Genomic DNA, 24,703 nt, shown 5'->3' on the forward strand with positions numbered 1-24,703 from the left:
ATCTGACGATTTCGCGTGGCCTGCGCGGACACGGCGGTGAGTATCGTCGGCAGCGAACAGAACTCAGGAAAGGTAGCCGAATTGAGACTGGTCGACGCCCTCCCTCGTGATCGGCACGGCGTACGGGTTCGGCAATTGCGTCACGCCGACGCCGAGGCGTTCGCGCGTGGGGCCGAGGACGAGGACGTGAAACGGTACGGCCATCTGCCGCTGCCGAAGTACACACCCGAGATCGTGCGCGACCAGATCGATGGAGTCATCGCCGACGGCCTCGCCGATGGTTCGCTGGCGGTGCTCGCGATCTCCGACACCGGGACCGACGAACTGCTCGGCAGCATCGTGTTGTTCGATGTGCGCGGTGATCGCGCGGAGATCGGGTTCTGGCTGGCGCCGTGGGCGCGCGGTCGCGGCGCGGTGCACGCAGCGGTGTCGGCGCTCGCCTCGGCGGCACGAGACGCGGGGATCACGGTGCTGGATGCGCGTACGGTCCCGGAGAATGCCGCCTCCTGTCGTGCGTTGGTGAAGGCGGGGTTCGTGCAGGTGGGCGAGCCGAGGGAAGCGACAACACCGTCGGGACAACAACTGGTCGCGCTGAGCTTCGAAAGGCCGGTGACCAGCGCGGACTGACACCGCCCTGAAGGAAAACCGGTTGTCCGGGGCGGTGCGATTCCCCTAACGTCTCTTCGGTTTGTCGATCAACGATCCGAAGGGAGCACCACCATGCAACCCATCACCGAACGCGACATCAGGTCGTCGTTCATCAACTGCTCCAAGGGAGAAGCCAAACGACTACCCGTCCCTCGCGACCTGGACCAGCGCCCCTGGGACGATCTGGATTTCCTGGGCTGGAGCGACCCGTCCTTTCCCGGCCGCTGCTATTTCGTCGCGCCCGGTGACGATCGGCTCGTCGGCGTGGCGTTCCGCTATGAAACCGGGGGGTCCGGTCGTGCCCAGATGTGCACGATCTGCCTCACCACGCACACCGGCGGTGGCGTCTCGCTGCTGACCGCCCACAAGGCGGGCGAATCGGGCCGGCGCGGTAACTCGGTCGGCACCTATATGTGCACCGACCTTGCGTGCTCGCTGTACGCGCGCGGCAAGAAGCGGCCTGCCCTCGGTAGCCGTTACCGCGAGGACCTCAGCACCGAGGAAAAGGTCGAACGAGTTCGAGGGAACCTGAGCGCGTTCATCTCCCGGCTCTACAGCTGATCCACCCATGACTCGCACGACGCCGAAGGAGGTAGATGCCATGCGCCGACATCAGAGAACCCGCCCGCCGCATCCCGAGTTCTGAAGCTCCGCAACAGGACTCGGGATGCACAGGATTGCTCTTCGATCGAGAAGGTCTGGCTGGACGGACCTTGTCGTTCGCAGAGAAATCCCGGAGGGAGCGGCTCCGAAGGCAATCTTCGCGCGCGATTCGTACCGGCGATCGATGTCGCATCGACGGCTACCGGCTAGGTCAGATCGGCCAGATTCCGGGTCCATCGGGCGAGCTGAGTGGGGTCGGCGGGTCGGTCTGGCCCCGAATTCCACGATGCGGCAAGCACTCTGTGGCCCAGATCGTGGACGCGCTCGTGGTGGGCCCAGTGCGCGCGGGCCCATGCGGGTTCATTATGAGCGGCGTCGATTTCGGCAAGGGTCGATCCCATCAGCTCGAACTCCAGCTCCTTGCGTATCTCCGGTACCCGACTGGGCTCGCCGGACAGCGCACGCAGTAGCCGGTCGAGGGATTCGATGACGCGAAGGTCGTTGCGCAGCAACACCCGGCGATGAGAGTGGCGGTCGACCAACCACAGCACCCCGAGCCCGATCACCACGCCGATGACGCTCTCGACCAGCCGGTCGAAAGCCGTGGGCAACGGATCGCCGTAGTGCCCGCCCCCGCCCATCAGCAGCGCGAGCGGGGTGATGAATATGACCGCGAGGCCGTAGTTTCGGGCGACGAACAATTCGATCGCGAACTGGAGTGCCATCAATACAAGCACCAGCGTGATGCCGTGCGGTTCGAAGGCGTAGATGACGGCGAACAATGCCAGGCCGAGCACCGTGCCGCCGACCCGGTGGATGCCGCGGTAGGTGCCGCGTACCCGGTCCGGGCCCTGATGCAGCAGCACCGCGACGGTGAGTACCGCCCAGTCCGGGCGACCGATGGACAGCGCGACGGTCAGCGAACCGGCGAGCACCGCGGCGATACCGATGCGGTCGGCCGCGACGGCCGCATGGCTGTCCGGGGACAGGGACCTGGCCAGGCGAAATCGCAGGGATGGGCACGGCGTCGGCGCAGGGCGGCCGGTATCGAACAGGGCATCGGCGTCGTCGGCGCTGTTGCGATGCAGGGCGTCGGCGAATCGTGTTTGGGCCTCGGCGAGGGTGCGCACGAGCGGGTCGTCCGGGTCGGTACGGCGGGCGTCGTCGAGCATGGTCCACGCGGTCTGGATCTTCATTCCTGCGGTGTAGCGGGCGGCGTCGAGGTCGGTGGAGTCGCGTACGAGCGTGTCGTAGCCGTGCACCGAGTCGACGGCCGTGGCGACGGCGTTGTCCTCCGGTGCGTGCGGGAAGCGCAGCGCCCCCGACATGCCGACGATCATTGCGCTCACCGCGCCCACCGATGCCCACAGCGCCACAGCGCCTGGCGAAACCCCGGAGCCCGTCACCGTCGCGCCGATCCCGACAGCGAGAACGAAGAAGAACCCGCCCGGCGGCCCCAACCGCAGCGATGAATTCACGAAGGTGCTGATCACCGCCACGACTGCCATCACAGCGACCAGAACCAGCAGCCAGGCATGGGCGCCACCAGCGGCGGTATGGCGATGGATCGCCGACCCGGCGAACCCACCGGCACAGGCCGCCGCGATCAGACCGAGCGCCGCCCAGCCGATCGCCCGCCACCGCTGCCGATACACCCGGCCCTCGCCGAAGATCACCGCGAACGAACCGAGCGCCGCGATCAGTCCCTGCTGCTCATGCCCGAGTAGCGCGGCGAGCAGGGCAGGCGCGCCGAAGGCGATGGCGGTGCGGGTGGCGCCGGGCAAACGTCGTCCAGCGGGCGGCAATCCGAACAGCACGGCCCGCGCCGGTGCGGGCGACGGTAGTTTCGGGCCGTCCGGTTCAGGCATGCAGTAGCTCCTGGGCGGGGTGCGGGCAGATCGAGTGGTGTCAGCTGGTGGTGAGCACTCTCGGGAGCGTATCGCCCGGTAGAGGTGTAGGGCTCGGCCCTGCCGGAGACCCGGCTCAATTGCCGGACGTCGACCCGGCATTCTCCAGGTTGACAGTCATGCGTTGCAGCACGTCCATCATCTGGGTGAACTCCGCAGCGCTGACGCCGGCCGATACGAGGTCGCGCAGGCCGCCGACCTCCGTCGCTGCGGCCGCGTGCGCATCACGTCCGGTCGCGGTCAACGTGTACCGCCCGTCGACGTCGCGGTGGATCCAGCCGCGCGCCGACAAGCTGTCGATCACGTCGGAAACCTTCTCGCCGTTGCCTTCCCAGAATGGACGCAGGGCGTCGGTGAGCTGCGCTTCGTCGGTGGGGCCGCGGCGGATGACGTTGAGCGTCTGCCATTCGCGACGGTTCACTCCGGCATTGCCGAGCAGTCGATCGAAGGTGGTCTCGATCAGCTGATCCAGCCTTTTGAGCCGGAAGCCGATCGTGCGGTCTTGATCGGAGCCGGAGCCGGAGGTGGAGGTGGAGGTGGGGCTGGGGCTGGGGGTGGAGGTGGGACCGGAACCGGAGGTGGAACCAGGGCCGGGACCCGGGCCTGGGCTGGAGCGCGGTGGGGAGGTGGCGGCCGATTCCGATTCCGAGGGCGGCGATGCGCAGGCAGTGAGGGTGAGTACGGCCAAGGCGCAGAGCAGGTAGCGCATGAGGGGACTCCTTCAAGCAGTTGCCGATTTAGTTGTCATATTACAACTAGATGTCCAGCGCTACGATTTTTGCCATGAATGACGTCGAGCGAGTCGAACGCGCCATGGTGGAGATCCGCCGCCGCCAGACCCGGCGCACCCTGGCTCCCGAGGGTGAACCCGCAGGCCAGGCCTTCGACGTCCTCGATGTGGTCGCCTCCACCCCCGACCCCACCGTCTCCACCGTCGCCGACGCCCTCGCCGTCGACCGCCCCCGCGCCAGCCGTCTGGTCGCCGCCGCCGTGGACGCCGGCTACATCGAACGCACAGCCGACCAATCCGACGGCCGCCGCTCCCTACTCGCCGTAACCCCCACCGGCCGATCCGCCCTCCACGCCGCCCACCAACGCCGCATCGACGCCTTCACCTCCGCCATGCACACCTGGACCACCCCCGAACGCACCCAATTCGCCGACCTACTCACCCGTTTCGTCGCGGGGATGCAGGGGCGGGAGGCCGATAGATCTGGCAGTGACCCGGCCTGACCGATCGGTAGGAGGAACGCTGCCCCGGGGCGAAACACAGCTGGCGCACATGGCACGGCGCGCGACCGAACTTGCGAGATGTGCATCGCAACCGGCAACTGAAAGGGGCCGCCGGGCAGGCGATCACCCCTCGGTGACAAACCCTTCGGCGACCAGCCAGTCGCGGGCGACCTCCGAGGGCTCGCGGCCGTCGACGTCCACCTGACGGTTGAGTTCGGTGATGGTTTCGTTGGTGAGCAGGGCGGAGATGGGTTGCATGACGGTGATGACTTCGGGGTGGGCTTCGGCGAAATCGCGGCGCATGACAAGGGCCGCGTTGTAGGTGGGGAAGAAGTGTTGATCGTCTTCCAGGAGGATGAGGCCGAGGGAGGGGATGCGGCCATCGGTGGCGGCGACGGAGCCGAAACTGCATTGGCGGCCGTCGGCGACGGAGGTGTAGACGAGGGCGTCCTGGACGAGGCGCTTCTGTACGGCGTCGTTGTCTATGCCGTATTTGCGTGCCATACCGGGGAATCCGTCTTGGCGGACGTTGAATTCGGTACCCACGCAGGTGGCGGCGCGACCCGGGTCGGTGGCGACCAGGCGGGCGTAGTCGGACAGCGTGCGCACACCCGTTTCGGCGGCGGTGGCGGCATTGGTGACCAGGGCGTAGGTGTTGTTCATCGGCGCCATTGCGGCCCAGACCATGTCGTGTTCGGCCAGGTCGGCGTCGCGGACGGCGTCGAATTGGGCGAGCTCGCCCGGGACGGGGGCCTCGTTGCCGAGGTAGTTCATCCAGCCGGTGCCGGTGTAGTCATAGGCGATGTCGATCTGGCCGTGCAGCTGGGCGTCGCGCAGACTGTTGGAGCCTTGGATATTGGTCAGATCCCGCACGTCGGCGCCGGCCGCGACCATGGCGAATTCGATGAGATAGCCGAGAATGTTCTGCTCGGTGAAGTCCTTGGACCCCACCGTGATCGGCACACCCTTCAGCGCCGGAACAGGTTGGATACTGCCGGGTCCGACCCGCAGCGGCACCGCGCTGCCCGCCTCCAGTCCGCAGCCAGTGAGTAACAAAAACACGGCCGCCGCCAGTAGCGTCAAGCGCACCCGTAATGCTCCGGCGCGGGCGCTCATTTCAGCCCCCGTGGCCCGAGGAATTCCTCGGCGAGCGCACCGAGCCAGTCGACCAGCAGCGCGAGCGCTACCGCGAGCACGGCCCCGACCACCAGGGTCACGTTGTCGCGCAACTTGTAGCCGGTGTCGATGAGTATGCCGAGCCCACCCGCACTGACCAGGAACGACAAGGTCGCGGTGCCGACCGCGAGCACCAGCGAGGTGCGCAGACCGGCCAGGATATAGGGCACGGCGAGCGGGAATTCGATGCGGCGCAGTACCGTAAGCGTCGACATGCCCTGCCCGCGACCGGCATCGATGATCGTTCGATCCACCTGCTGGTAGCCAAGAATCGTATTGCGCAGCACCGGAAGCAGCGAATAGAAGGCGATCGGCGCCACGCCGATCCAGAATCCCGTGGTCTTGGTGACCAGGTAGAACAGCACGATCAGGCCGATGGCCGGTGCGGCGGCGCCGATATTCGCGATACCGACGAACAACGGTGCGAGCTTGCGATACCGCGGCCGTGACAACAGCGTGCCGAGTGGAACCGCCAGCGCCACCACGATCAGCACCACCGTCACCGTGATCAGCACATGCTGCCAGGTCACCTTCGCGATATTCGACGCATTGAGACTGGCCTGCTGAGTGATCGTCAGATCGCGATCGAACGCCCAGATCAGCACGCCTGCGGCCAGTAACACCACAAGCGCGGGCTGGACCAGCAGCCGCAGCCGCTCGGCCCGTCGTTGTGTCGCGGGGGAAGCTGTGCGCACTGCGTCGGGTGCGGTGGCGGCCGACGCCGTCATGATGGTTTGCCCGCTTCGGCGGAAGAGTCCTCCGGCGATCGCGCTGCGCTGCTCGCGTGCTCGGCCCGCATCTGGGAAAGGTGCCCGACGAGGGTGTCGATAGTGATCAGCCCGGCGTACTCGCCGCGCCGCCCGGTGACCACCGCCGTCGCGGTGCTGTCCGCGAGCAGTGCTTCGAGCGCGTCCTGCAAGGTCGATTGCAATGAAACCAGTTCGCCCACCGGACTTCCCACGCCGTCCAGCGAATCCGCGTGCACGAGCTGGGGCGCCGACACCCAGCGCGCCGGGCGTTGCTGCCGGTCCAGGATCAAAGCCCACGGCCAGTCGCGGCCGTCCAATTCGAGACGCAGCCGGTCGACCTGCTCGTCCTCGGTGGCGGTCGGGCAGGAGCCGAGGTCCACATCGCGGACCCTGGTCAGGGTGAGCTGTTTGAGTGAGGCATCCGCGCCGACGAATCCGGCGACGGTGTCGTCGGCCGGGTCGGCGAGGATCGCCGCCGGTGTGTCGTATTGCAGGATGCGGGATTGATTGCCCAGCACCGCGATTCGATCACCGAGTTTGACCGCCTCGTTGAAATCGTGGGTGACGAATACGATCGTTTTGCGCAATTCCGACTGCAACCGCATCAGCTCGTCCTGCAACAGTCCGCGCGTGATCGGGTCGACGGCGCCGAACGGCTCGTCCATCAACAGCACCGGCGGATCGGCCGCCAGCGCCCGCGCCACCCCGACCCGCTGTTGCTGGCCGCCGGAGAGCTGGCGCGGATACCGGTTGCGATAGATGCCCGGGTCCAGTCCGACCAGGTCGAGCATTTCGTCGGTACGCGCCGCGATCCGCTTGCGGTCCCAGCCGATCAGTCCTGGCACCGTCGCGATGTTCTTGGCGACGGTCATATGCGGGAACAGCCCGGCCTGCTGGATGGAATAGCCGATCCCGCGGCGCAAGTGGTCGGGATCGATGGACAACGCGTCCTCGCCGCCGATGGTGATGGTGCCCGAAGTCGGTTCGATCAACCGGTTGATCATCCGCATGGTCGTGGTCTTACCGCAGCCCGACGGCCCGACCAGGACCACGATCTCGCCGGCCGGAATGGTCATACTGACATTGTCGACCGCCGGTTGCTGCTGGTCGCCATAGCGTTTGGTGACCGAGTCGAGGACGATCTCGACGCCGGACACGGGTTCGGAGTCAGACACGGATCCCTTTCGACGTGGTGAATCGGCCGAGGAGCAGCAGCAGGCCGTCCAGCACCAGCGCAAGCACCACGATGAGCGCGGTGCCGGTCAAAGCCTGCGGCACCGCGTTCGGCGTGCCGAGTCTGGACAGGCCGGACAGGATCAGGTTGCCGAGCCCCGGCCCCTTGGCGTAGGCGGCGATGGCGAGGATGCCCATGAGCATCTGGGTGCTGATGCGGATGCCGGTGAGGATTGCAGGCCAGGCCAGCGGGATTTCGATGCGGGCAAGCACCCGCAGCCGGTTCATCCCGACGCCGCGAGCAGCGTCGGTGATCGCCGGGTCGACCGCGGCGAGCCCGACGATGGTGTTGCGCAGGATCGGTAGCAACGCGTACAGCACCATCGCGGTGATGGTCGGTGCGACACCGAGCCCGAGCAGTGGAATCAGCAAGCCGAGCAGTGCGAACGAGGGAATCGTGAGGATGGTGCTCGCCGCGGCGGTGGCCACCGACGAGCCGAGCGGACTGCGGTAGACCAGCACGCCGATCGCCACGGCGACGATCGCGCCGAGCACAACCGATTGCACGACCGCCGACACATGGAGATAGGAGTCGGTGAGCAGCTGGTGCCGCCGGTTCACCACGAAAGTCCACAGCGTGTCCAGAGTGTCCGCCTCCCCGAATCCTCGCCCGTCGCGGGTCAGTGTAGCTACCCGGCGGTAGGGCGGGCGGTATTCCGCGTTGCCGGTGCGTGATTCAGGCGTGCGGTCCGGAACCGGGGCGCGGCCAGGGATTGCCCTCGAGGCGTTCGACCGACTGGTTGAACCGGCTGATGAGCCGGTGCAGCTGCTCGACGTCCTCGGCGGGCCACTCGGCCACCACCCGGCCGATGCCGTCGCGGCCGACGGTTCGGTCGGCGTCGAGCAGCTCCCTGCCCTTGTCGCTCGGGCGGACCTTGCGGGCCACACCACCGTCCGGATCGGGCACCCGCTCGACCAACCCTTGATCGAGCATCGCGCCGACTTGCCGGTTGACCGTCGAGATGTCCAGGCGCAGTGCTTCGGCCAGCTCGCGCAGGCTCATCGGGCAGCCGAGATCGAGCCGGGTCAGGATCAGAAACGCCGAACGGTCCAGCTGGAAGCGGGGATGGCGGCTCGACGCGGGGGTGTGGCGGGACAGCAGGGTCAGCTCGAACGACAGCCGTGACAGCGGCTTCTCCGCCGCCGAACCGAAATCACCCGAATCGGACATGGCCAACACTATGTCGCGCATGTCACTCGAAATCCAAATTGTGCACCATACACATGGTATGTATCGTACACATTCATGACCGCTGTAGCCGACGTGTCCTCGAACACGACAGACAACAGGCGCACACCCGCGCCCGCTGTCCTCATTGCGACACTCTCGACGGTGGGTGTCGTCGTCTCGCTGATGCAGACGCTGGTCATCCCGATCATTCCGTCGCTGCCGGCCTACCTGAACACCTCCGCGTCCAACGCGGCCTGGGTCGTCACCGCGACGCTGCTTGCCGGCGCGGTGTCCACGCCGATCAGCGGCAGGCTCGGCGATATGTTCGGCAAGCGCCGGGTGTTGTTCGTGAATCTGGGCGCAATGATCGCCGGTTCGATCATCGCCGCGCTGTCGACCGCGCTGGTTCCGGCGATCGTCGGACGCTCGTTGCAAGGTATGGCGGTCGGCGCGATTCCGCTCGGCATCAGCATCATTCGCGATGAGCTACCGCCGGAAAAGGTGGGTGCGGCGATGGCGACCATCAGCGCGACGCTCGGTGTCGGCGGTGCGATCGGCATGCCGTTCTCGGCCTTCATCGCGCAGAACGCCGACTGGCACATGCTGTTCTGGATTTCGGCCGGCCTGGGTTTGCTCTGCTTGGTCGCGGTGTTCGTGTTCGTGCCGGAATCGCCGGTACGCACCCCCGGCCGCTTCGACTTCGGCGGTGCGGTCGGATTGTCGATCGCGCTGCTGGCGCTGCTGATCGGGATCAGCAAGGGTGCCGACTGGGGCTGGGGCAGTGCCTCGATCCTTAGTCTGTTCGCCGTCTCGGTGCTGGTGTTCCTCGGCTGGGGCGCGTTCGAGCTGCGTCAGCGTTCGCCGCTGGTGGATCTGCGGGTGTCGGCACGGCCGCGGGTGCTGTTCACCAATATCGCGTCGGTGGCGGTCGGGTTCGCGCTGTATGGCATGTCGCTCACCTTCCCGCAGCTGCTGATGGCGCCGGAGGCGACCGGATACGGATTCGGGCTGTCCATGGTGCAGGCGGGTCTGGCGATGGCCCCTGGCGGGATCGTGATGATGCTGTTGTCACCGGTGTCCGCGCGGCTCTCGGCAGCACGCGGGCCGAAGTTCACCCTGGCCATCGGGTCGGCTGTCATCGGCATCGGATATCTGTGCGCCTTGGTGATGATGAACAGCGTGTGGCAGATCGCGCTGGCCGGAGTGATCGTTGCCGGCGGGGTCGGCCTCGCCTATGCCGCGATGCCCGCGCTGATCATGGGTGCGGTGCCGATCAGCGAGACCGCCGCGGCGAACGGGCTCAACTCGCTGATGCGCTCGATCGGTACCTCCACCTCGGCGGCGGTGATGAGCGTGGTGCTTGCCAACATGACCATCACGCTGGCGGGCCACTCGCTGCCCTCACGCGACGGCTTCCACACCGCGTTCCTCATCTCGGTGGCCGCTGCGGTCGCGGCGATCGTGCTGACCACCCTGATCCCGATGGGGAAGAAAGCGAAGGCCGAGGTCTCCGCGTAGCGCGCAGATCGACCGAACGCATTGGCGGCGGGGCTGTTCGAGCCCGCCGCCAACGCGTTTTCCTGTACTGATCTCTCGGGCCGGGAACCGAAGTGCGGTGCCGAACGTCCAATCAAGTAGGGCATCGTGCGAAGCCCGGGGACGAATGGAGCCGAGATGGCGGAGCGGGGAGTCACAGGGGTTCGGGCGGACAGGCGGGGCCTCGGTCCTGTCGGGTGGGCCGTCGCCGGCGTGGTGATCATCGCGCTGGTGGTCGCGGGCGCGGCCGGCGTGCACTGGTGGCAGGAGCGGAGTCCGGGCGGGGCGGTCGTCGGCGAATCGCTCGGGCAGTTCCCCGAGATCGATACATCTGCATTGACGCCGCAACAAGCTCAGGTGGTAGCCGTTCTGGAGCGAGAGTTCGACGATCCGGGCGACGGGCCGAAATACGCCGACGGCATCACCGAGCCGTGGTGTGCGGACTTCGTCAGCTGGGTCATGCGAGAGGCGGGGACGCCGCTGTCGAATCCGCATTCGGGAGCGTGGCGGATTCCGGGGGTGTACACGCTCCAGGAGTACTACGAATCCGCCGGGCGATTCGTGCCGTTCGGCGCCGGATATCAACCGCGTACCGGTGACGTCCTGCTCTACGGCGATAACAGCCCCTTCACCCAGCACACCAATATCGTGCTGAGCGCCGAGAACGGCGTGCTCACCACCATTGGTGGGAACGAGTTCGGCACGGTGCGCATCCACCGATTCACCGTCGCGGAAGTCCCCGGCGTGGTCGGCTACGGCCGGATCTGATCGCACAATCGAGCGTGCGGCGGCCTGTCCGGCCCCGAAAATGCTTCCCGCACTTCAAGGGGCTCGTCGGACGCGGAATCGGCGCCTAGCATGTACCTCGGAGGCGCCCGGCAGCGCCACCGCCGATCCCTGTCCTGCTGTCCCCTCATCGGCAGGACGGGGATCACCCATCTCATGACATGGCCGTCACCTACGTGCGGTCTGGTAGACACCCGTATCGCGTACCGTGTCGAACAGTCCGTTGGAGGTGAGGGTCTCGGAACGTCTGATGCAGCCGATAGAGCAAGCGCGCAAAGATCCGTCCTGGATCGACTACGCCGAATTCGGCGAACGTTTCGTCACCCATGCGGTGACGACCGACCGGATCGAGGCCGCGGTCGCAGGCATCGCGGGCAAGGGCATGAAGTTCGGCCCGTTCTCGGTGGGGCCCGCCGGTCTGGCCGGGCTGGTCGCCGAGGGCAAGGTGGGTCGCCCGGTGGTGATCCGCAGCGGACCGCACGTCACCTTCGAGATGCGGGTTCCGGTCTCCCTGGCGGTGAAAGTGCTGCTCGGCGGCAAGAAGCTGCGGCTGGAGACGGTCGTCGCCATCGATATGACCCTGCACGCCCGCACCGCGGCGCCGCTGCTCATCGTCATCGATATTCCGCCCATCAAACCCGCCGACGTCAGCGTGGTGTTGCGGGCGCAGGCCGTGGACACCGCCGGTGAATGGCTGCTGGATCCGATCGCGGGCGTCCTACAGCGTGAGATCGCCAACCGGGTCAACGCCATGCTCGCGGACCCGCAGGCCCGACGCTCACGGATATTCGACGTGGAATCGATGGTCGCGGGCACACCGTCGGAGCATCGCGGCGCCGGCGAGTTCGAGTGGATCGGCTACGACGAGTTCGGGCACCGCTTTTTCCCGCTGATCGTCACCCGTGAGCGGGTCTTCGACGTGGTTCAGCGCCTGTCGGGTCGCCCGATCGAGGTGGGGCCGTTCCGGACAGGGCCACGGGCCTCGGCGACGGTGACGGTGCGCGGTGCCGTACGGCTGCCCGAACTCACCGAACGGCCACGCCCCGATCCCGACCATTCCGACGTCACCTTCGATCTGCTGCTGCCGGTCTGGCTCGATATCACCGTCGACGTGCTCAAGGCCAACCACTACCGCGCCGACGTGCGCATACCGCTGGTACTCACCGCGCGAGCGGCGGACCCGCTGCTGATCGTCATCGATGTGCCGCCGCCGGATCGACACGACATCCGGCTCGAATTCAGCGCGGTCGGTATGCGCGCGGCCACCCTCGGCGTGCTGGCCGGTATCCGTAAACAGGTGATCGCGCAGGTCGCGCAGGTTGTCCGCAAGGAGCTGGCCGATCCCGCCGGGCGCACGATCGACGTGGGCGCGCGCATCGACGGCACGGTGTGAACACACCGTTGTGGCACGAGTGATGAGAGTGCCCAGTGGGTCTGGCGATTCGCATGTGAATGTGGTGAAATGAGTCCACGTTCGAGGCTCCCGGCGCGCGAGTGACACTTGGGGAAGGTGCGCCGGGCACGCTGTGCCGTGAGCGACGCGCCCGGAGGTGGCAGCGGAGCGTAAACCACGGAAAAGCGCCGCGATCGACACGAATTGAACACAGTGGTCCTGTCGGGGGGCGTGAAGGAGTTCTGCGATGCGTTCTTCTCTGTCCCGGCGTGATCTGTTCGGCTACGCGGCTGCCGCGGCTGTGGTCGGTTCGATCGGAGCCAACCTCACAGCGCCACGCGCCGCGGCCGACTCTCTCGGCACCCTCGTCGATTACGCCGCCGGAGTCCCTTCCGCTGCCGCCATCCGCGATGCGGGCCATATCGGTGTCATTCGCTACGTCTCCGACCGTCGCCCCGGTGCGGAATGGATGGAAGGTAAACCGCTGCTCGCCTCGGAAGTCGAGGACCTGAACTCGGCCGGACTGAAGATCGTGTCCTGCTACCAGTTCGGCAAGGGTCCCACCGCCGATTGGCGCGGCGGCCTGGAAGCGGGCAAACGGCACGCCGAACGCGGCCTGGAACTGCATCTGGCGGCCGGTGGCCCCGAAGGCGTGCCGATCTACGCCTCGATCGACGACAACCCCTCCGCCGCCGATTTCGCCACGATGATCGCGCCCTACCTGCTCGGCTGGCATGCCGTGGTCGGCAGGGAGAACACCGGCGTCTACGCGAACTCGCCCACCATCGACCTCGCCGCCGCCGCAGGCCTGGGTTCCTGGTACTGGCAGCATGATTGGGGCACGCCGGAAGGCCATGTGAACGCCGCGGCGCATCTGCACCAATTCGAGATCGACGACCGCACCATCGACGGCATCGGCGTCGACCTCAACAACGTGCTCACTGCCGACTACGGGGCCTGGTAACCCGCCGGGCGGGCCGCTACGTCTGGCAGTGACAGACCGGTGCCACCCGCAGATCCGGCTCGTCGTCGGGCACCACACGCAAGGTGGGCCTGGTCTCCGGTGCCGCGTGGTTGCCCAGCCAGGACAGCAGCGACCAGCGAGACAGCCCGGACAGCGCCGAACCGAGGCTGGCGAAGGACCCCGACGAGATCACCGACGCGAACGATCCCACCGAACCGATCGACAGCACCGACCCGACGCTGCCGATGGACAGGATCGAATAGGCCGAACCGATGGACAGGATCGAACCTTCGGACCGAATGGACAGAATCGACCGGTGTGAACGCCGGCTGCGGACCGAATCGCGGGACTTCATCGAACGCTCGATAGTCGCCATTGCTTCGGTCTACCACAGAGGTGGGGTGGTTCGGGAGAGGTCTTCCGCGATTCATGAACCATTGACCATGCCATGGTCAGAACTGCTCTGAACAGCAACGAGGCCCGGCAGCAACGCTGCCGGGCCTCGAAGAGCCAATACTCAAGCCACGGTGAAGAAACCGAGCGTCGGCAGGAAGTTGCAGGTGCGCGGTTCGGCGTCGGCGGCCTTGGTGGTCAGCGAACCGCCGATCACCGCGACGATCCGGCCGGAGCCGGTGTTCGCGATGGCGGACAGGGTGGCCGGGCCATCCGGGTTGATCTTCGCCTCGTTGGTCAGCGCCTGGACACCGGACTGGCGGGTATCGAGGTTGAGCCACTGCACCGTCATCGGCGGGTTCTGCACATCGGTCGGCGTCTTGGTGCCGAGCGCGGTGAACACGAAGCCGGTCTGGCCGGCCTGCGGTCCGGGCGGGGGCAGCTGGGCCGGGCCGGGAACCGCGAGCGCGGTGCCGACCGAATCGGCGGAAGCGGAGATGCAGCCCTTACCGATGGTCGGGTACAGGAACTGCGCGATGGCCGGTCCCTGCTCCGGTAGCTCGGGGCCTCCGCCGCCGCTGCCGTCGAGGAACTTGATGATGCGTTCCAGCGTCGACTTGATCTGCGGCGGCAGATTCAGGGTGGCCAGCAGCGCTTTGGCCTGGTCCAACAGGGTGGCCTGCGGGCTCGCGATCTCAGCGGCCGCGATCTGGCCGACGATGGCAGGCGTCAGGGCGGCGAGCGCGTCCACCGGGACGCCCTCGGGAACCATGGGGACGCTGTTCGGCACCGCGGCGGGAGCCGGGGCCGGAGCCGCGATGGATGTCGCGGGCGCGGCGAGCATGGCGCTCGCCGTAATGGCGAGCGCGGACAAGGCGATCCGCGATCCTCGGGTGCGAAGCACTGGTCTTGCCGTCCTTACCTCGGGTACATCTGGTCGACGCTGAAAAGCCGTCGTTTCGGGGGTCACTCTAAGGACAACGCCGCACGTTGTACAGCAGCGGTGCCGGAAAAGCTCGCCGTGGACGAACGTGTTATCAGAAGGTAGCGCCGATCGATGTTACTGGTGGGGATGTTGATGCAAATGTTACTTGTGGTTCGGGGGTGGGTGCGCCAGGTGCGGGGTGGTCCCGGCCCACGCTGCGGTTAATGTAGTCGGAGCTTTCCACTCCCGGCCGCCGAATCGCCGATCGGCAGCCACGGCCCGACTCGAAAGTCCCGCATTTGAACCCGCAGAGCGCTCGGACGGACGTACGCCCGCCCGCCGTGCCGGCCCGATCGGCCGAACCGCATCGCTGGGCCACGCACACCCGCTGGGCGGTAGCCGCGCTGGCCGCGACCGTGCTCGCTCGTTTGGTGTGGATGCTGTTCGCGCCGAACGGAATGAACCTGGTCGACCTGCACGTCTACGTCGACGGTTCGGCGGCTCTGCTCACCGACAAGCTCTACGACTTCACTTATGCGGAGAAGACGCCGGATTTCCCGCTGCCGTTCACCTATCCGCCGTTCGCAGCGGTGGTGTTCTTCCCTCTGCATTATCTGCCGTTCACGCTCGTCGCCATCGCGTGGCTGCTGGCGATCGCCGCGGCGCTGTACGGCATCGTGCGGATCACGCTGGAGCTGCTGCTCGGCGCCGAGACCGCGCGGCAGCCGGGTTGGCGCACCGCGTCGATCACCTGGACCGCGATCGGGCTGTGGCTCGAGCCGGTGCGCACCACCATGGACTACGGGCAGGTCAACGTCTTCCTGGTGTTCGCGGTGATGCTGGCGGTGCGCAGTGCGCGCTGGTGGATTTCGGGCACGCTCGTCGGTGTGGTCGCGGGCATCAAACTCACCCCCGCGATCAGCGGCCTCTATTTCCTCGCCCGACGGCGCTGGATGACGGTGGTGTGGTCGGCGGCCGTCTTCGGCGCGACGGTCGGGCTCAGCTTTCTCATCTCGGCCGGTGAGACCCGTCGCTACTTCGGCACTCTGCTCGGTGACGCCGACCGGATCGGCCCGGTCGGTTCGGTCTGGAATCAGTCACTGCGCGGTGCGCTGAGCCGGTTGCTCGGCCATGATGTCGAAACCGGGCCGTGGTGGCTGGCCTCGGTCGTCCTCGTCGCGGTGCTCGCGGTGTTCGCGTGGCGCGCGCTCGGGCCCGACGACCGGCTCGGCACCCTGCTGATGGTGCAGCTGTTCGGGTTGCTCGTCTCGCCGATCTCGTGGTCACACCACTGGGTCTGGCTGCTGCCGACGGTGCTGTGGCTGCTGTACGGGCCGTTGCGTGCGGTGCCGGGGGCTCGCATCTTCGCCGGTTACTGGCTGGTGACCGCGCTGGTCGGCGCGCCGTGGGTGCTGTCGTTCTTCCAGGACTCGATCTGGACCATTCCCCGGCCGTGGGTGCTGTCCTGGCTCGGGACGGTCGACGTCATCGGCGTGCTGGCGATGCTCGTCTGGATCATCTGCTCGCCGCGGCTGCTCAGTCGGACGGCGCGGCCAGCCGATCTATCTCGTGAGCCAGCGCCACATCCAACGCGGTGAGTCCGCCTTCGCTGTGCGTCGACAGGGTGAAGGTGACTTTTCGCCAGCGGATATCGATATCGGGGTGATGATTCGCCGCCTCTGCCGCGACGGCGACCCGGCGCACGAGTTCGATACCGGCGGGAAAGGTCGCCGCCTTGATGGTGCGCGAGATGGAATCCCCGGAACGGGTCCACTCGGGCAGCGAGGTGAGTGCCCCGGATATTTCGGTGTCGGACAGTAATGGGGTAGTGGTCATTATCTCGTTGTACCCCGGTTGCGCCCGATCATGGGCCGGGCGCGCAAATCCCTCAGGCGGCACGCGCCTTCTTCAAACCCTTTTTCAGATCCTTGCCGCTCACACCCGCCGCTTCCAGGCGTTTCATCCGCATGATGACCACAGGGCACTTCAAGCAGCGCGTCTTCTTGCGACAGCACTTCTTCTTCGGCTTGAGGCTCGAAACCTTCTTTGCCTTGACCTTACCCATGGCGAGTAAGCCTACCCTTAGTCGAATGTGGGATCCCAGGTGCACCTGGGTGCCGGTAGGGTGTATCTGGCCGCGATGCCCGGTGAGTTCGATTCTCCACCTGTTTGCAGAGCACCGCCGCCACCATCTACCCAACAGCAGGAGGAACAAGCGTGTCGTCTGCACGCGATTTTCGCAACGTCGCCATCGTGGCCCACGTCGACCACGGTAAAACGACGTTGGTCGACGCCATGCTTCGCCAATCCGGCGCCTTCGCCGAACGGGCCGAACTGGTCGACCGGGTCATGGACTCGGGTGACCTCGAGCGCGAGAAGGGCATCACCATTCTCGCCAAGAACACCGCGGTGCATCGGCACAATGCCGACGGCTCCGTGACCGTCATCAACGTCATCGACACCCCCGGCCACGCCGACTTCGGCGGTGAGGTCGAGCGCGGCCTGTCCATGGTCGACGGTGTCGTGCTGTTGGTCGACGCCTCCGAGGGGCCGCTGCCGCAGACTCGGTTCGTGCTGCGCAAGGCGCTGGCCGCCTCGCTGCCGGTGATCCTGGTGGTGAACAAGACCGACCGCCCCGACGCCCGGATCACCGAGGTCGTCGAGGAGAGCCACGATCTGCTGCTCGACCTGGCCTCCGACCTGGACGACGACGCCGCCGAGGCCGCCGAACTGGCCCTCGACCTGCCCGTCCTCTACGCCTCCGGCCGTGAGGGCAAGGCGTCGAAGGTGGCGCCGGACAACGGCCAGGCCCCCGATGCGGAGAACCTCGACGCCCTGTTCGAGGTGCTGCTCGAGAACATCCCCGCCCCCAAGGGCGACGCGACCGCCCCGCTGCAGGCCCACGTCACCAACCTCGACGCCTCGGCCTTCCTCGGACGTCTCGCGCTGGTCCGCATCCACAACGGCGAGCTGCGCAAGGGCCAGAACGTGGCCTGGATGCATGCCGACGGCATCAAGAACGTCAAGATCACCGAGCTGCTGCAGACCGTCGGCGTCGAGCGTCAGCCGGGTGAGCTGGCCGTGGCCGGCGATATCGTCGCCGTCGCGGGCATCCCGGAGATCATGATCGGCGACACCCTCGCCGATCCGGACGAGCCGGTGGCGCTGCCGCGCATCAGCGTCGACGAGCCCGCCATCTCGGTCACCATCGGCACCAACACCTCGCCGCTGGTGGGCCGGGTGCAGGGCCACAAGCTGACCGCCCGCATGGTGAAGTCGCGGCTGGATCAGGAACTGGTCGGCAACGTCTCGCTGCGTGTGCTCGATATCGGCCGTCCCGACGCCTGGGAGGTGCAGGGTCGTGGTGAGCTGGCGCTGGCCATCCTGGTCGAGCAGATGCGCCGCGAGGGCTTCGAACTGACCGTCGGCAAGCCGCAGGTGGTGACCCGTCAGGTCGACGGCAAGGTGCACGAGCCCTACGAAGAGCTGACCATCGACTGCCCCGATGAGTACCTCGGTTCGATCACCCAGCTGCTGGCCGCCCGCAAGGGCAAGATGGTCCAGATGAACAACCACGCCGCCGGGTGGGTGCGCATGGAGTTCATCGTGCCCTCGCGTGGCCTGATCGGGTTCCGTACCGACTTCCTCACCGAAACCCGCGGCACCGGCATCGCCAACGCCGTCTTCCACGGCTACGCGCCGTGGGCGGGGGAGATCCGGGCGCGCCACACCGGTTCGCTGGTCTCCGACCGCGCGGGCAGCGTCACCCCGTTCGCCATGATCCAGCTCGCCGACCGCGGCCAGTTCTTCGTGGAGCCGGGTGCCGACACCTACGAGGGCATGGTCGTCGGTATCAACCCGCGGGCCGAGGATCTCGACATCAACGTCACCCGCGAGAAGAAGCTGACCAACATGCGGTCCTCAACGGCCGACGTGATGGAAACGCTGGCCAAGCCGCTGCAGCTCGACCTCGAGGCCGCCATGGAGTTCTGCGCAGCCGACGAATGCGTCGAGGTCACCCCCGAGGTTGTGCGAGTGCGCAAGGTCACACTCACCGCAAACGACCGTGCTCGGGAGTTGTCGCGGCGCAAGGCCCGTGACCGGGCGGCCGCGCAGTAGCGCTGCGTTCGGACAGCAGAGCCAACACCGATCGTCATACACCGAAACCGCCGGGCCAGTGCCCGGCGGTTTCGCGTGGACGGCCGGCCGCGAGGTAGCGAGGTAGAGTGCCGAGGGTGAATTCGGGGGCGCGACGGCGCGCTGTGTGGCGCGCGATGCTTGTTGTGATGACGGCGTTGCTGCCGGTGGTCGCCGGGTGTACCGCGAACCCGCCGCCGCCCATCGAGAGTACCGACAGCCCGAAGACGACACCGGCAGAGCCGGGCAAGAACACCGTCGTCGTGGCCATCGACGACATCGGCATCGGGTTCAATCCGCATCTGCGCTCGGACCAGTCGCCCGCGACGGCCGCGGTGAGTTCGATGGTGCTGCCGAGCCCGTTCCGTCCGGTGCCCGATCCGGCGGTCCCTGGCGCGACGCTGTGGGTGCCCGACACGGCACTGGTCGAACAGGCCGAGGTGACCTCGCAGCAGCCGTTCACCATCACCTACAAACTGCGCAATCAAGCCAACTGGTCCGATGGTGCGCCGATCGCCGCGGAGGATTTCCGGTTCCTGTGGCGGCAGATGACGACCCAGCCCGGTGTGGTGGATCCGGCGGGGTACCGGCTGATCTCCGATGTCGCGTCCACGGCAGGCGGTAAAACCGTCACCGTCACGATGGCGGCGCCGTATCCGGCGTGGCGTCAGCTGTTCGCGAATCTGCTGCCCTCGCATCTGGTGAAGGATTCGCCGGGCGGGTTCGAGCGCACCCTTGCCGAAGGCATCGCGGTGTCGGGGGGCAGCTTCAAGATCAAGTCCGCCGATCAGGGCCGCGACGAAATCCTGCTCGAACGCAATGACCGGTACTGGGGCAAACCCGCGGTCCCGGATCAGATTCTGTTGCGCCGCGGCGGAACTCCCGCTCAGGTCGCCGATTCGCTGCGCACCGGTGACGCGCAGATGGCGCTGGTACATGGCGGAGTAGCGACTCAGGCCCAGCTGGCGGCGATCCCGTCGGTGCGTACCGCGATCATGCCGCAGGCACGCGAGTTGCAGTTCGTACTCAACGGCCGCAGCGGCGATCTCGTCGATCCACGGGTCCGTACCGCGGTACTGGCAGTGCTGGATCCCGCGCTGCTGGCCACGGTCGGCGCGCAGACCGGCGGCTGGGTGGAACCGGTACGCGCCCAGGTGCTTTCGCCGTCCGATCCCGGCTATGTGCCGACCGCGCCGCCGCGCCCGAGTCAGGACGACGCGTTCGCGCTGCTCGCCGAGTCCGGGTTCGGACGTGCGCCCGAGCCGCCGCCGGTGGTGTCGGCGACCTCACCGGCTCCGCGTCCCCGGCCGGTCGCCAAGGATGGCAAGTCGCTGACCATCCGTATCGGCGCCGTCGCCAATGACGCCACCGCGCTCGCGGTCGCCAATACCGCCGCCGACCAGTTGCGCAGCGCGGGCATCGACGCCACCGTGCGCAGCGTGCCCGGCGACGAGCTGTACGGCAAGGAACTGGTCGAGGGCGCCGTCGACGCCATCGTCGGCTGGGAGGTCGCGGGCTCGGATCCGGCTACCGTGCTGGCTTCGCGCTACGGCTGCCCGCCGGTGCAGGCGCCCGGGCCGGACGGGGAGGATCCGGAGCCCGATGCGGAGGTGGTCCGGCTGGCGCCGAGCAACCTGTCCGGTGTCTGTGACCCGGGTGCCCAGCCCGCGATCGACGGCGCGTTGGTCGGTATCGAGACCGGACGGGTGCTCGCCGAGGCCGAACCGAGGCTGTGGGCGGCGGCGACGGTGCTGCCGATCGTGCAGGACAACGTGGTCGCGGCCTCCGGCCCGTCGGTGGACGGTGCCTCACTCAGTGGCGCCATTCAGGTCGGCATCTTCGGTGACGCGGCGAACTGGCGACGCGTCGGATGACCGACCCGGCGACCGGTGGTCTGCTGCTGGTGCACGCCCACCCCGACGACGAAACCATCACCACCGGCGGCACCATCGCCCACTATCGCCGTCGCGGGATTCCGGTCACGGTGGTGACCTGCACGCTCGGCGAGGAGGGCGAGGTGATCGGCGAGCAGTGGGCGCAGCTCACCGCCGAGAACGCCGACCAGCTCGGCGGCTTCCGCATCCTCGAACTCACTCGCGCGCTGGCCGCGCTCGGCGCGGCACCGCCACGATTCCTCGGCGGCGCCGGCCGCTGGCGCGACTCCGGCATGGCGGGTACGCCGAGCGCCGAACATTCGCGCGCGTTCGTCCGGTCGGGCCCGGCAGCGGTCGCCGCGCTGACCGAGCTACTGCTGGAGCTGCGGCCGCAGGTGATGGTCGGCTACGACCCCAACGGCGGCTACGGACATCCGGACCATGTTCGCGCCCACGAGATCACCACCGCCGCTGTGCACGAAGCAGCAGGCCGCGGCTGGGACACCCCGAAGTTCTATTGGACGGTGACCGACGCCGACATGCTGCGGTCGCACACCGCCGCGCTGGCCCGCCGCACCGTCGAAGAGCTGCCCGGTGCACTGCCGCCGGGCTGGCGGTTGCCCGCCGACGGTGAGCTGGCATGCGTGCCGAGCAGTAGCGTCACCACCACCATCGACGTCGCGGATGTGCTGGGGGCCAAGCGAGCCGCGCTACGCGCCCACGCCACTCAGGTGAGCGTCGCACCGTCTGGTCGCGAATTCGCACTGTCGAACAACGTCGCCCAACCGGTGCTGCCGGAGGAACATTTCGTGCTGGTCCGCGGCGAGCGCGGAGTGGTCGGGCCGGACGGACGCGAGCACGATCTGTTCGCCACCCCCGCCTAAACTCGATCGCATGTACAACTGGGAGCTCCAGAACGCCATCGTGGCATTCGTGGAAAGCCTGCGTCCCGGCGCGCAACAGCAGCACGAGCTCTACATGTCGGTGCTGTACGCGTTCGTCGACATGCAGAGCCATCTGCTGACGCTGCTCGGCTACCCGCCGGTCGCGTGACCGCCACCGTGGACGACCAGGCGGGCAAACCGGCCCCGTCTCGGTCCCAGTTCCGACTGCCCCGGCCCGTGAACGCCGCGCTCGGCGCGCTCATCATGATCGCGCTGGTCGTGGACGCGGTGATCACGCTGGTCCTGGAGGTCCTGTATCTGCCCTTGTATCTCGGCAGCGTCGGGTTCCCGATCGCGGCGCCGCTTGCGGGTGTGGTGAACGTGCTGCTGGTGTTCGGCGCGCGCACGGTGTCGACCCGGCCGATCGTCATGCTCATGCCCATCGTCGCGTGGACCATCGCGTTCCTGGCCGCAGCCGGCGCCGGCCCCGGCGGTGACGTCGCGCTCGGCAGCGACGCCCGCACCCTGCTGCTGATGCTGTTCGGGCTGGCGCCGCCGCTCGTCTACGTCTATATCCAGGCCAACAGGCCCAAGACGCGGCGGTCGACTGCCGATCGGTGACGCGCCGGGATCACCCGGCCCTGCCAGTGCCCGGATTCCGCGTCGCGCCGGCACCGGCTGGAATTCAGCCGCCGGGAAGCGTACGGGTGCGTAGGTCCGGTCACCGCTGCTGTTGTCGGACGTGATCGTGGCGACCGACTACGCGTGCGATGTGCCGTCGTAGGTGGGCGCGTCCGAACGATCACCCAGACGACCGGGCGTCACTGCGTCGATCAGTGCCCACGCCTGATCCAGCGGAAGGTCGATGACCTGATAGCGCTTCTTGCCCGCGGCCGTGGCGGCGGTGACGGTCGCGAGGCCGGAGCGGCGCTGCCAGAAAGTCTGGCGGACGGTCCAGCCGATGATGCCGGGGGCTTCCAGACAGTCGCGGTCCCGGTCGAGGGAGCCCGAGCGGGTGATCAACCACGTGGGCGCGGTGGCGGTGGCAGGCAGGACGGCGTGGCCGAGGCCGCGATAGCGGTCTTCGGCAAGCGCCGCGGTGATCGGGGTCAGTGCAATGGGTAGCAGCCACCACCACGGCGAGATCGGCTCTCCAGCAAGGACCATCAGCAGCAGCGGGGCCGCGGCGACGGGAACCAGCCACATCGAGTGGGTGTACCGGCGACGTCGTGCCGCCGGACCGTGCTCGGTGAGGCCGACCCGGCCGGGTGCTGCCGCCCCAGAAGCGACAGCGCCCGAATCCGCGGCTACCCCGCCGGTTCCCGAAGCCACTTCGGTACCGGCTCCGTTCGATATCGGTGGCGCGGCGGCACCGGTGCCTGGTCTGGCTGCACGCGATGTCCCGTTCGGGAACTTCGCCGTATGCGGGCTCAGCAGATGCGCGAGCGTGTGATCGACCGCGGTCCGCGGTGCTTGCGGCAAGATCTTCTGCCGCGGGTTCTGCCCGGTCATGATGGCCTCGAGTGAGGCGCCACCGGCCAGCCGCAGCAGCAGTGGCTCATTGACGGTGGCGCCGCGGAACCTGGCCAGGTCCAGGGTGATCTGCCGGGTGGTGAACAGGCCGTAGCGCAGGTGCAGGGTCGTGCCGTTATCGGTGACGCGGAGGCCGAAATACGTTGCCAGATAGTGTGCGCAGGCCGCGATGCTCATCACCAGCACCACCGAGATCACCAGGCCGAACCCGAGCAGGGTCAGCAGCAGCACCCCGCGGCCTTCCACCGAATGCACGGCATCGGATCGGAACACGACCTCGCCGAGCCCGTACTGGAAACCGATGCCGACGATCGGCGCGACGATGGCGAAACCGGTCAGCGACAGCGGCGCGTACTTCACCCAGGCCGGCCGCCAGTGCCCGATCTCCCGGCCACGATCAGGGCGCGAGCCACCCTCCGCAACCGTGGCCTTGCCGAACCGATCGACGGCCTCCGATTCGGCCGGTGGCCCTTCGAGTTCGTCGGCGGCCACCCGCGGCACCCGCGTGTGCGCGAGCAGCTCGGTCCGCAGGGCGGGCACCACATCCGCGTCCAGGGCGTTGAGCTGGAACTTCTCCCCGGATTCGGCGTGCTGGCCGGTGCCGATGACCAGCACCGCTAGCCCGAGTAGCCGGTGCAGCAGATCGGCTTCGATATCGACCGAACGGATTCGCGAGCGCGGCACCGACAGCCTTTTGCGCTGCAACAATCCCGTCCGCAGCTCGACGTGTGTCGGACCGACCCGGTAGGTGGTGGTGAACCAGCGGGTGAGCGCGTACCCGACGATCGCGATCAGCGGGATGACGCTCCACACGTGATTGCCGCTGCTCGTACCGAGGATGAGCGTTCCGAGCAGCACCGGGATGAACCGGATGACCTCGTCGACCGGGTGCACCAGCAGCATCCGCTTGTCCAGCCGTAGCCACGGCAGGTCGCTGTCGGGACCAGGGTGGTCGGCGGCGGCGTGCTCGGCGGCGGGATGATCGGTATCCGGACCGGGCTGTTCGTTCATGTCGCGTCTCCGCGATGCCTGGCCGCGATCTCGGTCAGCCGGGTCACCGTCTGCTCGGCCACCGGCAGCTCCAGCCCGCTGATCTCGACCGCTCCCGCCGATGACGCCGTGGTGACGGTGACCGTCGCCAGCCCGAGCGCCCGCTCCAGCGGCCCGCGTTCGGTGTCGACGGTCTGGATGCGCGAGATCGGTGCCACTCGGCTCTCCTGGGTCAGCCAGCCCGCTCTGGTGTACACCGCCTGATCGGTGACCTCCCAGCGATGCACGCGGTACCGCCACCACGGCACCACCCCGATACTGACGGCCGCAACGACGAGCACGATCACCGTCACCGTGCCCTGCAATGAACGATTACCCGCATCGAAGGCCGCCCAGATCAGCAGCGCTACCAGCGGGATCAGCCAGGCCAGCACCGATTGCAGCGTCCACAGCAGTTTCGCCTTCGGACTGGGACGCCAGGCCGGCTCGGCCATGATCGTGCGCGGCTGCGTCATGGTTGCCATCGTGACACGCCGCGCGCGGAATAGCCCGCGCGCCGGGACAGTTG

26 protein-coding genes are annotated in these 24,703 nt (G+C 67.6%); 13 read left to right on the forward strand and 13 right to left on the reverse strand.

The genetic code is table 11. The annotated features are described in order from the left end of the window. The first annotated feature begins 36 nt into the window (after positions 1 to 36). Positions 37 to 627 carry a GNAT family N-acetyltransferase gene (locus ACFXNW_RS16045; RefSeq protein ID WP_379418438.1) on the forward strand — a complete coding sequence of 197 codons (591 nt, stop codon included), beginning with the start codon at positions 37 to 39 and terminating at the stop codon, positions 625 to 627. A 93-nt stretch (positions 628 to 720) separates the two neighbouring features. Continuing rightward, complete coding sequence (locus ACFXNW_RS16050; RefSeq protein WP_379418439.1) at positions 721 to 1,209, forward strand: FBP domain-containing protein; 489 nt, start codon at positions 721 to 723, stop codon at positions 1,207 to 1,209. A 248-nt stretch (positions 1,210 to 1,457) separates the two neighbouring features. Here the strand turns inward: ACFXNW_RS16050 and ACFXNW_RS16055 are convergent, their stop codons facing one another. Then, complete coding sequence (locus tag ACFXNW_RS16055) at positions 1,458 to 3,119, reverse strand: FUSC family protein (RefSeq protein WP_379418440.1); 1,662 nt, start codon at positions 3,117 to 3,119, stop codon at positions 1,458 to 1,460. Between the two features lie 115 nt (positions 3,120 to 3,234). Then, positions 3,235 to 3,867 (reverse strand): MarR family winged helix-turn-helix transcriptional regulator, encoded by a 633-nt coding sequence (locus ACFXNW_RS16060; RefSeq protein WP_379418441.1) that lies wholly within the window; start codon positions 3,865 to 3,867, stop codon positions 3,235 to 3,237. A 74-nt stretch (positions 3,868 to 3,941) separates the two neighbouring features. On the opposite strand from ACFXNW_RS16060, the gene ACFXNW_RS16065 reads away from it, so the two are divergent. Beyond that, on the forward strand, positions 3,942 to 4,391 hold the full coding sequence (locus tag ACFXNW_RS16065) for a MarR family winged helix-turn-helix transcriptional regulator (protein ID WP_379418442.1): 450 nt from the start codon (positions 3,942 to 3,944) through the stop codon (positions 4,389 to 4,391). A gap of 123 nt (positions 4,392 to 4,514) precedes the next feature. On the opposite strand, the gene ACFXNW_RS16070 is transcribed toward ACFXNW_RS16065, so the two are convergent. The 5 genes from ACFXNW_RS16070 to ACFXNW_RS16090 all read right to left on the reverse strand — a co-directional run bounded on the left by ACFXNW_RS16070 (position 4,515) and on the right by ACFXNW_RS16090 (position 8,720). Continuing rightward, the gene (locus tag ACFXNW_RS16070) at positions 4,515 to 5,507 is read right to left on the reverse strand and encodes a glycine betaine ABC transporter substrate-binding protein (RefSeq protein WP_379418443.1); all 993 of its coding nucleotides are present in this window, start codon (positions 5,505 to 5,507) and stop codon (positions 4,515 to 4,517) included. Further along, entirely contained in the window at positions 5,504 to 6,295 is a 792-nt protein-coding gene (locus tag ACFXNW_RS16075) for an ABC transporter permease (protein ID WP_379418444.1), read from the reverse strand. The genes ACFXNW_RS16070 and ACFXNW_RS16075 overlap by 4 nt, the downstream gene beginning before the upstream one ends. Continuing rightward, a complete protein-coding gene (locus ACFXNW_RS16080) occupies positions 6,292 to 7,491 on the reverse strand; it encodes an ABC transporter ATP-binding protein (RefSeq protein ID WP_379418445.1) in 1,200 nt (399 codons plus the stop codon). Before ACFXNW_RS16080 ends, ACFXNW_RS16075 begins: the two co-directional genes overlap by 4 nt. Then, the gene (locus tag ACFXNW_RS16085) at positions 7,484 to 8,134 is read right to left on the reverse strand and encodes an ABC transporter permease (protein WP_379418664.1); all 651 of its coding nucleotides are present in this window, start codon (positions 8,132 to 8,134) and stop codon (positions 7,484 to 7,486) included. The genes ACFXNW_RS16080 and ACFXNW_RS16085 overlap by 8 nt, the downstream gene beginning before the upstream one ends. Positions 8,135 to 8,225: 91 nt before the next feature. Beyond that, positions 8,226 to 8,720 carry a MarR family winged helix-turn-helix transcriptional regulator gene (locus ACFXNW_RS16090; RefSeq protein ID WP_379418446.1) on the reverse strand — a complete coding sequence of 165 codons (495 nt, stop codon included), beginning with the start codon at positions 8,718 to 8,720 and terminating at the stop codon, positions 8,226 to 8,228. 75 nt (positions 8,721 to 8,795) lie between these two features. On the opposite strand from ACFXNW_RS16090, the gene ACFXNW_RS16095 reads away from it, so the two are divergent. The 4 genes from ACFXNW_RS16095 (at position 8,796) to ACFXNW_RS16110 (ending at position 13,399) form a co-directional block, all read left to right on the forward strand. Beyond that, positions 8,796 to 10,238 (forward strand): MFS transporter, encoded by a 1,443-nt coding sequence (locus tag ACFXNW_RS16095; RefSeq protein ID WP_379418447.1) that lies wholly within the window; start codon positions 8,796 to 8,798, stop codon positions 10,236 to 10,238. 156 nt (positions 10,239 to 10,394) lie between these two features. Further along, on the forward strand, positions 10,395 to 11,024 hold the full coding sequence (locus ACFXNW_RS16100; protein WP_379418448.1) for a CHAP domain-containing protein: 630 nt from the start codon (positions 10,395 to 10,397) through the stop codon (positions 11,022 to 11,024). Positions 11,025 to 11,292: 268 nt separating this feature from the next. After that, complete coding sequence (locus ACFXNW_RS16105) at positions 11,293 to 12,435, forward strand: hypothetical protein (RefSeq protein WP_379418449.1); 1,143 nt, start codon at positions 11,293 to 11,295, stop codon at positions 12,433 to 12,435. A gap of 247 nt (positions 12,436 to 12,682) precedes the next feature. Further along, a complete protein-coding gene (locus tag ACFXNW_RS16110) occupies positions 12,683 to 13,399 on the forward strand; it encodes a DUF1906 domain-containing protein (RefSeq protein WP_379418450.1) in 717 nt (238 codons plus the stop codon). Between the two features lie 16 nt (positions 13,400 to 13,415). Here ACFXNW_RS16110 and ACFXNW_RS16115 read toward each other — a convergent pair whose 3' ends face one another. Both ACFXNW_RS16115 and ACFXNW_RS16120 read right to left on the reverse strand, forming a co-directional pair. Next, the gene (locus tag ACFXNW_RS16115; protein WP_379418451.1) at positions 13,416 to 13,775 is read right to left on the reverse strand and encodes a hypothetical protein; all 360 of its coding nucleotides are present in this window, start codon (positions 13,773 to 13,775) and stop codon (positions 13,416 to 13,418) included. Positions 13,776 to 13,916: 141 nt separating this feature from the next. Then, complete coding sequence (locus ACFXNW_RS16120; protein ID WP_379418452.1) at positions 13,917 to 14,696, reverse strand: hypothetical protein; 780 nt, start codon at positions 14,694 to 14,696, stop codon at positions 13,917 to 13,919. A gap of 362 nt (positions 14,697 to 15,058) precedes the next feature. Between ACFXNW_RS16120 and ACFXNW_RS16125 the strand changes: the two genes are divergently transcribed. Beyond that, the gene (locus tag ACFXNW_RS16125; protein WP_379418453.1) at positions 15,059 to 16,315 is read left to right on the forward strand and encodes a mannosyltransferase; all 1,257 of its coding nucleotides are present in this window, start codon (positions 15,059 to 15,061) and stop codon (positions 16,313 to 16,315) included. Here the strand turns inward: ACFXNW_RS16125 and ACFXNW_RS16130 are convergent. Together ACFXNW_RS16130 and ACFXNW_RS16135 are read right to left on the reverse strand one after the other, a co-directional pair. Next, positions 16,254 to 16,553 carry a 4a-hydroxytetrahydrobiopterin dehydratase gene (locus ACFXNW_RS16130; protein WP_379418454.1) on the reverse strand — a complete coding sequence of 100 codons (300 nt, stop codon included), beginning with the start codon at positions 16,551 to 16,553 and terminating at the stop codon, positions 16,254 to 16,256. The two genes, ACFXNW_RS16125 and ACFXNW_RS16130, sit on opposite strands and share 62 nt — an antisense overlap. A 52-nt stretch (positions 16,554 to 16,605) precedes the next feature. After that, a complete protein-coding gene (locus ACFXNW_RS16135; protein WP_280233269.1) occupies positions 16,606 to 16,782 on the reverse strand; it encodes a hypothetical protein in 177 nt (58 codons plus the stop codon). Positions 16,783 to 16,934: 152 nt separating this feature from the next. Between ACFXNW_RS16135 and typA the strand changes: the two genes are divergently transcribed. The 5 genes from typA to ACFXNW_RS16160 all read left to right on the forward strand — a co-directional run bounded on the left by typA (position 16,935) and on the right by ACFXNW_RS16160 (position 22,233). Further along, entirely contained in the window at positions 16,935 to 18,836 is a 1,902-nt protein-coding gene (gene typA, locus ACFXNW_RS16140) for a translational GTPase TypA (protein ID WP_379418455.1), read from the forward strand. Positions 18,837 to 18,991: 155 nt separating this feature from the next. Further along, positions 18,992 to 20,728 carry an ABC transporter family substrate-binding protein gene (locus ACFXNW_RS16145; protein ID WP_379418665.1) on the forward strand — a complete coding sequence of 579 codons (1,737 nt, stop codon included), beginning with the start codon at positions 18,992 to 18,994 and terminating at the stop codon, positions 20,726 to 20,728. Further along, positions 20,725 to 21,612, forward strand: coding sequence for an N-acetyl-1-D-myo-inositol-2-amino-2-deoxy-alpha-D-glucopyranoside deacetylase (gene mshB, locus ACFXNW_RS16150; RefSeq protein ID WP_379418456.1), 888 nt, complete (start codon positions 20,725 to 20,727; stop codon positions 21,610 to 21,612). The genes ACFXNW_RS16145 and mshB overlap by 4 nt, the downstream gene beginning before the upstream one ends. A gap of 10 nt (positions 21,613 to 21,622) precedes the next feature. After that, positions 21,623 to 21,781: a hypothetical protein gene (locus ACFXNW_RS16155; protein ID WP_175582958.1), complete on the forward strand. Its 159-nt coding sequence runs from the start codon at positions 21,623 to 21,625 to the stop codon at positions 21,779 to 21,781. Beyond that, positions 21,778 to 22,233 (forward strand): hypothetical protein, encoded by a 456-nt coding sequence (locus ACFXNW_RS16160; protein ID WP_379418457.1) that lies wholly within the window; start codon positions 21,778 to 21,780, stop codon positions 22,231 to 22,233. The genes ACFXNW_RS16155 and ACFXNW_RS16160 overlap by 4 nt, the downstream gene beginning before the upstream one ends. Positions 22,234 to 22,371: 138 nt before the next feature. Here the strand turns inward: ACFXNW_RS16160 and ACFXNW_RS16165 are convergent, their stop codons facing one another. Continuing rightward, entirely contained in the window at positions 22,372 to 24,156 is a 1,785-nt protein-coding gene (locus ACFXNW_RS16165; RefSeq protein ID WP_379418458.1) for a PH domain-containing protein, read from the reverse strand. Continuing rightward, the gene (locus ACFXNW_RS16170) at positions 24,153 to 24,650 is read right to left on the reverse strand and encodes a PH domain-containing protein (protein WP_379418459.1); all 498 of its coding nucleotides are present in this window, start codon (positions 24,648 to 24,650) and stop codon (positions 24,153 to 24,155) included. Before ACFXNW_RS16170 ends, ACFXNW_RS16165 begins: the two co-directional genes overlap by 4 nt. Positions 24,651 to 24,703 lie beyond the last annotated feature (53 nt).

Origin of the sequence: Nocardia sp. NPDC059180, assembly GCF_042754945.1 — a bacterium.
Classification (GTDB): Bacteria; Actinomycetota; Actinomycetes; order Mycobacteriales; family Mycobacteriaceae; genus Nocardia.

Bases quoted from the DNA above. Each gene is read 5' to 3' on its own strand.
- ACFXNW_RS16050 (WP_379418439.1), top strand. From the start codon at position 721: ATGCAACCCATCACCGAACGCGACATCAGGTCGTCGTTCATCAACTGC.
- ACFXNW_RS16055 (WP_379418440.1), bottom strand. From the start codon at position 3,119: ATGCCTGAACCGGACGGCCCGAAACTACCGTCGCCCGCACCGGCGCGG.
- ACFXNW_RS16060 (WP_379418441.1), bottom strand. From the start codon at position 3,867: ATGCGCTACCTGCTCTGCGCCTTGGCCGTACTCACCCTCACTGCCTGC.
- ACFXNW_RS16065 (WP_379418442.1), top strand. From the start codon at position 3,942: ATGAATGACGTCGAGCGAGTCGAACGCGCCATGGTGGAGATCCGCCGC.
- ACFXNW_RS16070 (WP_379418443.1), bottom strand. From the start codon at position 5,507: ATGAGCGCCCGCGCCGGAGCATTACGGGTGCGCTTGACGCTACTGGCG.
- ACFXNW_RS16075 (WP_379418444.1), bottom strand. From the start codon at position 6,295: ATGACGGCGTCGGCCGCCACCGCACCCGACGCAGTGCGCACAGCTTCC.
- ACFXNW_RS16090 (WP_379418446.1), bottom strand. From the start codon at position 8,720: ATGTCCGATTCGGGTGATTTCGGTTCGGCGGCGGAGAAGCCGCTGTCA.
- ACFXNW_RS16095 (WP_379418447.1), top strand. From the start codon at position 8,796: ATGACCGCTGTAGCCGACGTGTCCTCGAACACGACAGACAACAGGCGC.
- ACFXNW_RS16100 (WP_379418448.1), top strand. From the start codon at position 10,395: ATGGCGGAGCGGGGAGTCACAGGGGTTCGGGCGGACAGGCGGGGCCTC.
- ACFXNW_RS16105 (WP_379418449.1), top strand. From the start codon at position 11,293: ATGCAGCCGATAGAGCAAGCGCGCAAAGATCCGTCCTGGATCGACTAC.
- ACFXNW_RS16110 (WP_379418450.1), top strand. From the start codon at position 12,683: ATGCGTTCTTCTCTGTCCCGGCGTGATCTGTTCGGCTACGCGGCTGCC.
- ACFXNW_RS16115 (WP_379418451.1), bottom strand. From the start codon at position 13,775: ATGGCGACTATCGAGCGTTCGATGAAGTCCCGCGATTCGGTCCGCAGC.
- ACFXNW_RS16130 (WP_379418454.1), bottom strand. From the start codon at position 16,553: ATGACCACTACCCCATTACTGTCCGACACCGAAATATCCGGGGCACTC.
- ACFXNW_RS16135 (WP_280233269.1), bottom strand. From the start codon at position 16,782: ATGGGTAAGGTCAAGGCAAAGAAGGTTTCGAGCCTCAAGCCGAAGAAG.
- ACFXNW_RS16145 (WP_379418665.1), top strand. From the start codon at position 18,992: ATGCTTGTTGTGATGACGGCGTTGCTGCCGGTGGTCGCCGGGTGTACC.
- mshB (WP_379418456.1), top strand. From the start codon at position 20,725: ATGACCGACCCGGCGACCGGTGGTCTGCTGCTGGTGCACGCCCACCCC.
- ACFXNW_RS16155 (WP_175582958.1), top strand. From the start codon at position 21,623: ATGTACAACTGGGAGCTCCAGAACGCCATCGTGGCATTCGTGGAAAGC.
- ACFXNW_RS16165 (WP_379418458.1), bottom strand. From the start codon at position 24,156: ATGAACGAACAGCCCGGTCCGGATACCGATCATCCCGCCGCCGAGCAC.
- ACFXNW_RS16170 (WP_379418459.1), bottom strand. From the start codon at position 24,650: ATGACGCAGCCGCGCACGATCATGGCCGAGCCGGCCTGGCGTCCCAGT.